Annotated in this window: 7 protein-coding genes; all 7 read right to left on the minus strand. The window is 50.1% G+C overall.

All coding sequences use genetic code 11. The features are described 5' to 3' along the window. A partial coding sequence (locus ACESLU_RS07195) for a sorbosone dehydrogenase family protein (RefSeq protein WP_372637175.1) occupies positions 1–1,388 on the minus strand: 1,388 nt, incomplete at its 3' end. A gap of 193 nt (positions 1,389–1,581) precedes the next feature. Beyond that, positions 1,582–2,175, minus strand: coding sequence for a RidA family protein (locus ACESLU_RS07200; protein WP_372637177.1), 594 nt, complete (start codon positions 2,173–2,175; stop codon positions 1,582–1,584). 181 nt (positions 2,176–2,356) lie between these two features. Then, the gene (locus ACESLU_RS07205; protein ID WP_372637181.1) at positions 2,357–3,952 is read right to left on the minus strand and encodes a SusD/RagB family nutrient-binding outer membrane lipoprotein; all 1,596 of its coding nucleotides are present in this window, start codon (positions 3,950–3,952) and stop codon (positions 2,357–2,359) included. 38 nt (positions 3,953–3,990) lie between these two features. Then, a complete protein-coding gene (locus ACESLU_RS07210) occupies positions 3,991–7,404 on the minus strand; it encodes a SusC/RagA family TonB-linked outer membrane protein (RefSeq protein ID WP_372637184.1) in 3,414 nt (1,137 codons plus the stop codon). Between the two features lie 22 nt (positions 7,405–7,426). Further along, a complete protein-coding gene (locus ACESLU_RS07215; protein WP_372637187.1) occupies positions 7,427–8,485 on the minus strand; it encodes a FecR family protein in 1,059 nt (352 codons plus the stop codon). 524 nt (positions 8,486–9,009) lie between these two features. Continuing rightward, a complete protein-coding gene (locus tag ACESLU_RS07220; protein WP_372637190.1) occupies positions 9,010–9,621 on the minus strand; it encodes an RNA polymerase sigma factor in 612 nt (203 codons plus the stop codon). Positions 9,622–10,224: 603 nt separating this feature from the next. After that, the coding region (gene trxA, locus ACESLU_RS07225; protein WP_372637192.1) for a thioredoxin at positions 10,225–10,493 on the minus strand (269 nt) is incomplete at its 5' end.

The raw sequence follows: 10,493 nt of genomic DNA on the forward strand, positions 1-10,493 counted from the left end.
GGGTGAGGCCGGCGAATGTTGCTCGCCGTCTGCTTTTCATCTTTCATCCGGGCCAGCTGCTGCTCCCCGAACGTCGCTTTGTCGCCGGTATAACGGACCTTCCAGATCCGCCCGTTCCGGTCCTCCGTAATATACAGGGAGCCCTCGGGACCCACGGCCAGTCCCGAGGGACGGTGACTGGCATCGCTGGTGTTGATAATCGGGTCTGTTTCGGCAAAACCGTTGGCAAAAACCTCCCACTCCCCGGCTATTTGCCCGTTTTCGAACGGCACAAAAGCGATAAAGTACCCCGCCTGGGGATAGGGACTTCGGATCGTGGAGCCATGCCAGGCGATAAAGGCTCCATTCCGGTAATGCTCCGGAAACTGATCGCCCTGGTAAAAAAGCAGGTCATTGGGCGCAAAGTGACCCGGAAATCCCAGTATGGGATCATCATATTCACGGCACCGTCCCACCGTTTCGCCATCTCCTCCGTATTCCGGGGCCAATACTTTCTTTTGCTGAATGTGATCGTAATAGCAATAGGGCCAGCCGAAATCAGATCCCCCGGTTACCCGCATGAACTCCTCGGAGGGCAGCACAGCGCTCTCCCAGGGTGAAAATTCATTGGGAAACAACCGGTGCAAATCGTCGCGGCCGTGCATCACCAGATACAAATGGTCATCAGCCGGATTCCAGTTCATCGCAACAATGCTGCGCAGGCCGGTGGCAAAGTGTTCGCCGTCCTCCTGCTTTTGATTCTTTCTGTCATCTTCAAACCGCCAGATCCCCCCGTGATTTTCCAGAATCGGACAGGGATCCAGTCCCGCTACCCCCGGGGTTCGCTTGGGCTCCTGGCACGCGTTGTTCGGAGCTCCAAAAGGCACATACATATTACCCTTACCATCAAAGGCGAGAGGCTTGGTATTGTGCTCATGATCGCCGTGCTCATGATCATCGATCAGGATGGTATCCACTTCTGCATCAGGCAACAACTGGCCGGGTACGAGTTTTTGTCGGTAGACCCGCAAGCTTGAAGTGTAGTAAAGATAGCCGTCGTGGATGGTCATTTCGGTTTCCGCAAAATTTCCGTCCCTGTTGCCAAATCTTTTCACGACATCCATGACCCCGTCCCCGGTGGTATCGCGCAGCGCCAGGGCTCCCTTTTGATCGTCGGAGGACTTCATTTTCACATAAATGTCCCCGTTATCGTTGACCGCCAGATGGCGGGCCTTGCCGATGCTGTCCGCCACGATGGTTACTTCAAATCCCTCCGGCACCAACAAACCGGCATTTGTGGAATCGGCACCGGTCCCGTTGCCATCATCCGCTACCCTGCAGTTTGTCAACAAGATAACCAGAAGTAAAAACGGTACTATTTTCAGGGAAGCATTATCTATCCGGTTCATGCCCTTTGCTGGAAAAAATAATTTAACATTTTCTGAATATCGTGAGTGTCTGGCTTTAATATCAATATACAGTGCAAGCCTTACTATACTGTCATTATGGACCTACAACATGCCGTGTCACGCCGACCCACCAGGCACATCGTTCCACAGAGACGCGGGAGCAGGCAGGGTTCATTGGGGAACATCCGTAAAACTACTCGTCCACTTCTACGATCATATCAATTTCAACCGGTATATTGCCCGGCAGCGAGCCCATGCCCACCGCAGCGCGGGCGTGTTTGCCTTTTTCGCCGAACACATCAACCATCAGATCCGAAAAGCCGTTGATGACCTGCGGATGCTCGGTAAAATCGCTGGTGGCGTTGACCATACCGAAAACCTTGACCACGCGCTTGACCTTGTTGAGGTCCCCCACTTCAGCTTTAAGGGAGGTCAGCAGGGAGATACCCGTCAATCGCGCCGCCTGCTGTCCCTCTTCAATGGAAAGGTCCTCTCCCACCTTACCGATCACCTGGCTTCCATCCGGTTTATCGGGACCGTGTCCCGATAAAAAGATGAGGGTGCCGGTCCGCACAGTGGGCACGTAGTTAGCCACCGGCGGGGTTGGTTCCTCGCCCAGGTCCACACCCAGCTCTGCCAGCCGTTCCTCGACATCATAATCATAGTTGTCCGGCCCGTTATCGCTGCCCGGCTGACTGGCGTCGTTGGAGCCACAGGCAAGCAGGGTGAAAGCCAGAAAGATTAACAGTGCAGGTGTAGCCAGGCTCCGGTAGTAAATGTGTTTCATAAATACTGAGAGGTTTAAATAGATATTAAAAGGACTAAGCGAACTTTGATACTTTGCTTACATACTTATCATCAGCCGACAGAAGAGCCGTATTAGGTGCTATAGTGATAACAGGGAGCAAGGGAAAAACCCTTTAGTCCCTGTTATTTACTCTCTATCTATAGGTTGCTTTTTATAATTTCTACTTTGCGTCCCACCAAAGTTCAGTAGTTTCATCATCCGATCCCGATGACAATAACTGTATCGCGTTTTGCACTGCTTCCGCATTGTCCGAGTATTCACTGCTGACAAAGGGAATTCGTTTCACCCTGTCTGTTACCGGGATATCAGAGTTCAGGGAATTAATCGGGTCGTACAGGGTGGGGTATCCTGTCCGGCGGTATTCCGCCCAGGCTTCCATGCTGTTGGGATAGAGCGCCAGCCACTTCTGGGTAATAATCTGCTCCAGCCTCCGCTCTACGCTGCCCGAATTGTCAAAGGCAACGGGTATATCCGATAACGGGGGGCTGTCCCACACATCGTCCGGGGAGGCCGGTGTATCCCCGCTTTCTATATACGCCTCGATTTCCTCAGCAGAAGCCGAGGTGTTTTCCATCATGGAGAGGCGAATACCTTCTTCATAGAGCTCTTCGGCCGTTCCTTCCATGTTCCAGCCGATCAATGCCCCTTCGGCTCTCAGGAAGTAGACTTCTGAGGCATCCATGATATCGATGGCTGGATTGGATCCGCCCCTGCTGTCATTCAGCCAGTCGACGCCCATATCCGAATACCGGTCATTCAGACCCTGGCCTTCCACCCCTGACTCCTTCTGGGTTTTGGGCAAGCCGTTGCGGAACCCTTCATAGGGACTGCCGTCCCCGTCCTGGTCCCCATTGGCCGCAGGCTGAAAATATGTTGACCGGCGGGGGTCTTCATAGCCGTCAAGTGCGCTTTCCATGGCCGCACTCATGCGGAATTCGCCCCAGTCGGTAATAGTCGTATAGGGATTCCTGGAATTCTGGGTCGTCAGCAGATCCGCATTATCCGAGTTATCCATCATAACACCCCCGCTTACCGCCTTCTCGGCTTCTGTCTGTGCCAGATCCGGAGCAACATACCTGACTCTCATGGCCAACCGAAGCCGCAGGGAGTTGGCAAACGTCAGCCACTGGTCCACATTCCCTTCGTAAATCTGGTCGTTACTGCCGAACGCATTCCCACCGGTATTGGCTTCCAGGACTGTAACCGCTGAATCGAGCGCGGCGAAAAAGTTATTGTATACTTCTTCCTGGGAATCATAGGGTACGCGGGTTTCTCCATTACCGAACTCCGAGTAGATAATAGGTCCCCAGAAATCGGTAATGCGATGGTAGAGCTGTACCCTCATTACCTTGGCAATGGCATTCTCGAGGTCCATGCCGTTTTCGGCGCTAAAGTTCTCGACAAAATCGAGCTGGGGTGCGGCCGTGCCATAGAAGCCGTTCCAGCCTCCGTCCTGCCAACTCCCGATCATCACGAACTGATCCGAGTCAAAATTTGCTGCCGTCGTGGCAAAATACTGGGCGTATATATCCGCATGCAGCGACTGGGAAAGCTGAAAAGGACCCGGACTTCCGTACATCCCGTAAAACTGGGCCTGGGCAAATGCCTGTCCCAATTGGGGGGCCTCCAGGTTCCCTGCGACCAGCTGGTCATCCGGCGTATTCAATTCCTCAAGGTCGTTGCAACCCGCCATAAAGAGCATGACCAGCAGACTCATGCTCACCATTGTAAATGTATTCTTTTTAAGTCTGTTCATAATAAAATTCCCTTAAGACATTTGCATTAATATTATTTCTAAAAATCTATCTTGATGTTCGCGCCGAACGTGCGGCTTGAAGGTGGAGTAAAGGATTCAAATCCCTCGGCCGCTGCATTCGTTCCGGTCATAAGGTCGGGATCCAGGTTCTCGGAGGCCCGGTGGATGAAGAGCAGGTTTCTGCCCACCAGCGAGAATTTCACGTTGGAGACAGGAAGCGTGGAAATCAGCGTCTGCGGCAGCGTGTAACCGAGGGTGAGCTCCCGCAAACGGGTGTTGGTGGCATCTACGACAAACGCTTCCCCGACCGGTGTATTACGTCCCCCGATGGACGTCCACAACTGCTGGGAACTAATTTGGGTGGTGTTCTCACTATACTCAGGATTATCATCGGTTCCGCCTGTACGAACGACCGCTGTTAAATCGCTGTAGATATCTCTTCCGAACACCATCCCTTCTTCTCGCCCTTTCAGCGTCTGCTTGGTCAAGCCATCGTCAAACAGGATGGCGTTCGTAAGGGAAGCAATGCTTCCTCCCTGGCGATGGTCGATCAAAAAGCTCATACTCAGGTTTTTGTAGGAAAAGCTGCTTCGGATGCTTCCCCGCCAGTCCGGCTCAAAGTTCGCTACGGGGACAGTTCGCCCACCGGTTACCTCCGGGATACCATCCTCTCCTACGATCACCCGTCCATCTTCTGTTCGCTCCCATCCCCTCGAATAAACCTGCCCGAAAGGTTTTCCTTCTTCAATGCGAAAAGCACGGAGGAAATCAGTGGCAAGTGTCAGGCGAGGCTGATCTTCCGAAATCTTTTCCACCATATTTTTATTGGCAGAATAGTTCACGTTCAGATCCCAGTTAAAGTCCTGGTTTTGCACCGGCGTTGCATTAAGAAGGATCTCATACCCTTCGTTTGAAACATCTCCGCCGTTGGTAAAAAAGGAACTGGCCCCGGAACCTACCGGTACGGCCACCTGGAACAACTGGTCCCGGGTATTCGTTTTATAGTAGGTGAAGTCCAGGCCCAGTCGATTTTCAAAAAATTGGATGTTGGCCCCCAGTTCATACGACTCTGTTTCTTCGGGCTTCAGGTCTTCATTGGGCAGGGTGGTATCCAACTGCAGAAAACCGTTATTTCCCCCTGCCGACAGGCTTGCGGTCCGAATGGTCATAAAGGGCGGGGCGCTGTTCCCCACCTTCGCCCACGAGCCCCTGATCCGGGCATTATTTAACACCTCCGGCATTCCGGGAATTAACTCCGTTAAACTTGTTGACAAGCCGACCGAAGGATAGAAGTACGATCGGTTGTCTTCGGGCAGGGTGGAACTGATATCATTACGGCCGGAGACATCCAGGTAGATGGCGTCTTTCCAGACCAGTTGTCCAAATGCATAAGCCGAGTAAATATCTACCGGGGATCCGATATTTTCACTGGCCGCTACATTCTGCGTATTGGAAATAGCAAAAAAGTTGGGGATCGTAAGGGCATTATTCGTATTCGAGCTCATGGACGAGTTCCGCTCCTGCTTGATGTTCCCACCGAGGTTGGCTTCCACGTACCAGTCTTCGGCAAGATCCTGGTTATAGGAAAGCAGGAAATCACTGTTCCATTCATAGCCAGTGCTCTGGGATATGCCGTAATACCCATTCTGGGCGATTACATACGTATCGTTATAGCGCTTTATTTCTGATTCTCCGCTTCCCCCGTCATAGGCCGAACGAACCATCAGGCTCAGGTAATCCGTAAAGTCATAGGTCAGCGAAGCCAGTGCATTCACGCGATCGCCGACATTCTCTCTAAGGTTGCGATTCATCGTCCAGTATGGGTTGGCACCGCCGTTGGAAAGCGGATTCCAGTAGTGCTGGCGCCGGGTCCCCTCCGGAGTAAAATATTCAAAATTTTCAGCATCCGCCGTCCGAATATTCCGCGGCATGCGATAGATATGCCGGATGGGATTGGCAAAATTCTCGCCCGTGAATAATTGATTATCAATGCTCTGGCGCATATACGACAGTTTGCTGTCCAACGATAGCTTATCGCTGAGCTGGCTGTTTACGCGGGCACTGATGTTGTGGCGATCCAGTTCATTTCCCGGCACCACGCCCTCTGAATTGGTAAAAGTATAAGAGAACAGGGCTTGAATATTCTCGCTTCCCATACTGGCCGTCAGGTTATTGGACGAATTATAACCGGTCTGAAAAGCATCCCGTACATTATCCGGCTGGGGGTTGAACGCATACTGTTCCCCGGCCATTTCGGGATCCGGCGACCAGTGGTCGACCATCCGCCCGTCCATTCTGGGGCCAAAGCTTGATTCAGAGCTGGGAGCATATTCCCCGGACGTCCCCTGACCGTACTGGTTCTGGTACTCGGTTAGCAGCAGCGGATCCCTGAACATAAAGTTGCTGCTGTAACTGATCTCCACTTCTCCGGCCTGCCCCCTTTTCGTCGTAACGACGATGGCGCCATTCTGTGCTTCACTCCCGTAAAGAGCGGCCGCATTCGGCCCTTTCAGCACATTAATGCTTTCAATATTGTCCGGGTTCATATTGCTGATATCCCCGCGAACAGGCACCCCGTCGACCACATACAGCGGCTGACTGCTGCCCGAAATGGATCGGTTTCCCCGAAGAACCACCCGGGTAGCACCGCCGACTCCGGTACCGGCCTGGTTGACCTGCATCCCCGCGACTTTACCCGAAAGCGAGTTCACCACGTTCAATTCCCGCGCTTCCGTCAGCGATTCGCTGTCCACATCTTCCGTACTGTACGTAAGTGACTGGGTCTCTCTTTCCAGACCAAAGGCGGTAACAACCACTTCCTCACCGGCTATAGCCTGGGAAACCAGCTCAATATTTAACGTGGTGCGTCCGCTTATAGGCACTTCCTGGGTCTGGTAGCCGATAAACGACACAACCAGGGTGTCCTGCAATGAGGGGGCATTGAATTCGAAGTTCCCCTCGCTATCGGTTGACGTCCCGGTGGTCGTCCCCTTGACCATCACGTTCACACCCGGCAGGGGTTCCCCGGTCTGGGCATCCGTCACGGTACCCGAGATCATTTCCATGTAAACAGTCTCCTCCAGGGCCAGCTCTGCCGGAACAATGCCCAGGGTCCGGTGAGTAAGTTTTTTATACGTAAAACCAAACTCGGCAAGCAGCCCGTCGAGAAGATTAAACAGATCACGATTCAGGTATAATATCTTATTTTCAGACAGGTGCCGGTCGGCAAGCAGTTTGCTGTCAAATAAGAAATTAACATTATACTTATTCTCAATTAATGAGAGAACCTCCTGCAGGCTGGTTCCTTCCGCTACCTCATACAGATTCTGTGTGCTCCAGTCGCTGGCAGTGACATAAATATTATTGTTATTCTGGTTATTCTGGGCCGCCGTCCATTGCGTAAAAGCGACCAGAAAAACAATCAGACTTACTATCCACTTGTACCTTTTCATAATCATGCCTTGTTTGTTCTTATTATTGTTTGATAACGAGGGTCTCCCCTGATCGATGAATTTTAATTTCGAAAACTTCCGCTACCGCATTCGTTAATCCTTCCAGATTCCTGAAATCAACTGACCCGGAAAGATTCCTTTGCAACAGTTCCTGCTCTTCTACTACTACTTCAACTCCATAGGTCCGTTCAATCCGATTTATCAACACTGACAGGGGGGTGTTATCGAAGAAGAGCTCATTCGTAGACCATGAGGTGTACACCCTTGGATTGACCTGCTTGAGTTCTATGCTCTCGCTTAATTTACTATAGCGTATCATCTGTCCCGGCTGTATGTTCGTTGCGGAATTCTCCCTGTCTCCCGTTTCTTCGGTAAGGACCCGCACTTCTCCTTCTTCCAACACGACCCTGGTCCCTGTTCCGTAGGTGTCCATCGTGAATCGCGTACCCCAGACAGAAGCAGAACCATCTTCCGTATTAACGATAAACTTTGGTTGCCCTGTGGCTTCCTGAGGTGCAATAGAGAAATAAGCTTCTCCCTCCAATCTAATCTGTTTTACCGCCTTTTCCAACCAGTTTTCCCGGTATATAATTTTGGATTTGGGAGCCAGGATAATCGTGGAGCCATCGGAAAGATTAATCGTCCTTTTTTCACCATAATCCGTTTGAAGAGTTTGTAATGCTACAGGCTCCTCTTCAGATACCGGCTCCTGGTACATATAGGTAGCGAAGCCTACAAATACCCCAACTAAAACTACGGCAGCCGCTTTTAAGGCCATACTGAGTAGATCACGATTTTGACCGGCCGTCATCTTCCGAACTCCCGCTTTCTTCTCCTTTCCCGGGGTGACCTCATAATGAACTTTTTCCCATTCGGAATGAACATCAGGCAGCGACGGATCCTTGAAAGTAAACCCTGAAATCCTTTTTTGGGCCTCTACCGCCAATTTCCTGTTCTTTTCATTTTTTTGAACCCACCGGTTCCAACGCTTAGCCTCGCGGCGGTTTAAATCTCCCTCCACCCACCTGACAAAGGAGGGATCACTAAGCAATTGATCTATGGTCTTCCTTTTTTCTTTCACGCTGAATTAATCGGTTTAAAAAAATCTTCACTCACTACCATAGAGCAGTTCAAATCATTATGTACTCACCTTAATTTTATTTTTTTCCAGTCTTGAAAAAGGCTTTCACTTTATTTAAACGATACTTGACGAATCCATCGGGCTCATCAAATTGTCCTGCGTCTCTGTGGAATATCTCTTTTGTGCGGGTAGGCGTTATCGGAAGGAGCCTTAAATTTTTCCACAACCTTGTTTCATAGAAACCTTTGCAAAACCGTTGTCTTGCCCAATCTCTGCATTTTCGCGATTTCCAACTCCTTATGTATAATCAATACACTGCGGTTTTGAAATCGCTCAGGGGTTGGCATGGAACAAAACCCCTGGTTTTCAAAAGCCTCTCATAATAGAACAAGGCAGTCCCGGCGGGACATGGGGCCTGGGGAACCGGTACCCAAAAGCGCGACCGAACGAGAGTAAGTGTCAGCGTTCGTACCCAAAAGGAAAAACCGTTTCCTGTGGTCGCTCAAACAGGATCTCTTACCACTTCAAAAGGATATGACCAAAAGAATGGGAAACAGCGAGATGGCAACTTCGGAAAATTGATCGTCCATAATTTTCCTCAGACTTTTCACCGCCCGGTAAGCATGATTGCGTATGGACTGATAGTTGATACCCAGGATCTCTTCTATCTCGTCATAACTCATGCCGTTAAAATATTTCAGGTAGAGTACTTCTTTCTGTCGGTCGGGAAGCGAATCAAGGGCCTTGTATAAGGCGTTTCGCTTGTCCGCTTTTATTTCGCCCCTTATGATGATCTCTTCCGGCGAAAATTGAATATCGACCGTGGCATGCACTTTTTCGTCCCAGTCTACATAATGCTTTCGCTCTTTCCGGATTTTCTTCAGCAGACTTCTTCGCAGAGAAGCCAAAAGATAGGCCTTGACAGATCCTACTTCATCCAAATGTGCTCTTCGATCCCACAGTACGACAAAAAGTTCATGAATGCAGTCTTTTGTTAATTCCGGCCGTGCCGACAATTTAATCCCGTATCCATACAGATCCCTGTAAAACAACTTGAAAATCTGCTCCCAGGCCTTTAAATCTCCGTCCAGAAAAGATTCCCAGAGTCGCTGCTCATTTGATGTGTACTCTACCATTTTATACCTATCCTTTAAAATAAAAATACAAGAAATTAGGCTATAACTAATTTTCCATAAATTTATTTATTCCTGTTACAAATCCCCTTTACCAAGCCTCCGAAGTATATGTTCGCCTTTCGCACTATTTTTTTATGGCTAATCTCTTCTTATAGTCTAATTAAGTGATAATAATGGACTATTGCCAATTAATAAAGTACAGGTAATATACATCCTAAATAATTATGATTTGCCATCCGGCTTTATTTTTATATCCCTCGCTGCAAATAAAATGAGCAGACAGTCATACGGATCGTGTAATCTGTATACTCTTCGGGGCGGTTACGCTTTATACAAAGCCTGTACCCGGGCATATCAAGCCTGTAACCGGCATGCAACATCCTGCCTGAAAGAGAGCAGGAAGGGGCCGGCGTTCCGGGTTTGAAGTTCTGAAAATACGAATAGACAGGGTCGGGGACCTCCGTATTCAGAGGTTTGCAGGGAAAGCCGGGCACAGAATAAAAAAAAGCGTCCGGCTGGGCCGGACGCTTTTAATTTGAAACTTATAGGTACATTTAACAACGGATACTACTCCTACAATGCCGCCGCGAAATCACATGGCAATCAATTCTGGACTTGTGCTTCCAGCTGCTTTTTGAGTTGTGCTTTCGGTACGGCGCCTACGATCTGGTCGACCACTTCCCCATTCTTAAAGATCAGCAGAGAGGGAATGCTTCGAATTCCGTATTTGGTCGATATCTCTGGGTTGGAATCCACATCCACTTTCCCGACTTTGGCTTTGCCTTCAAATTCGCCGGCCAGTTCCTCCACGACGGGGCCGACCATTCGACACGGGCCACACCATTCGGCCCAAAAATCAACCAACACGGGCG

It is taken from the genome of Fodinibius sp. (assembly GCF_041642155.1).
Taxonomy (GTDB): Bacteria; Bacteroidota; Rhodothermia; order Balneolales; family Balneolaceae; genus Fodinibius.

Bases quoted from the DNA above. Each gene is read 5' to 3' on its own strand.
- ACESLU_RS07205 (WP_372637181.1), bottom strand. From the start codon at position 3,952: ATGAACAGACTTAAAAAGAATACATTTACAATGGTGAGCATGAGTCTG.
- ACESLU_RS07210 (WP_372637184.1), bottom strand. From the start codon at position 7,404: ATGAAAAGGTACAAGTGGATAGTAAGTCTGATTGTTTTTCTGGTCGCT.
- ACESLU_RS07220 (WP_372637190.1), bottom strand. From the start codon at position 9,621: ATGGTAGAGTACACATCAAATGAGCAGCGACTCTGGGAATCTTTTCTG.
- ACESLU_RS07200 (WP_372637177.1), bottom strand. From the start codon at position 2,175: ATGAAACACATTTACTACCGGAGCCTGGCTACACCTGCACTGTTAATC.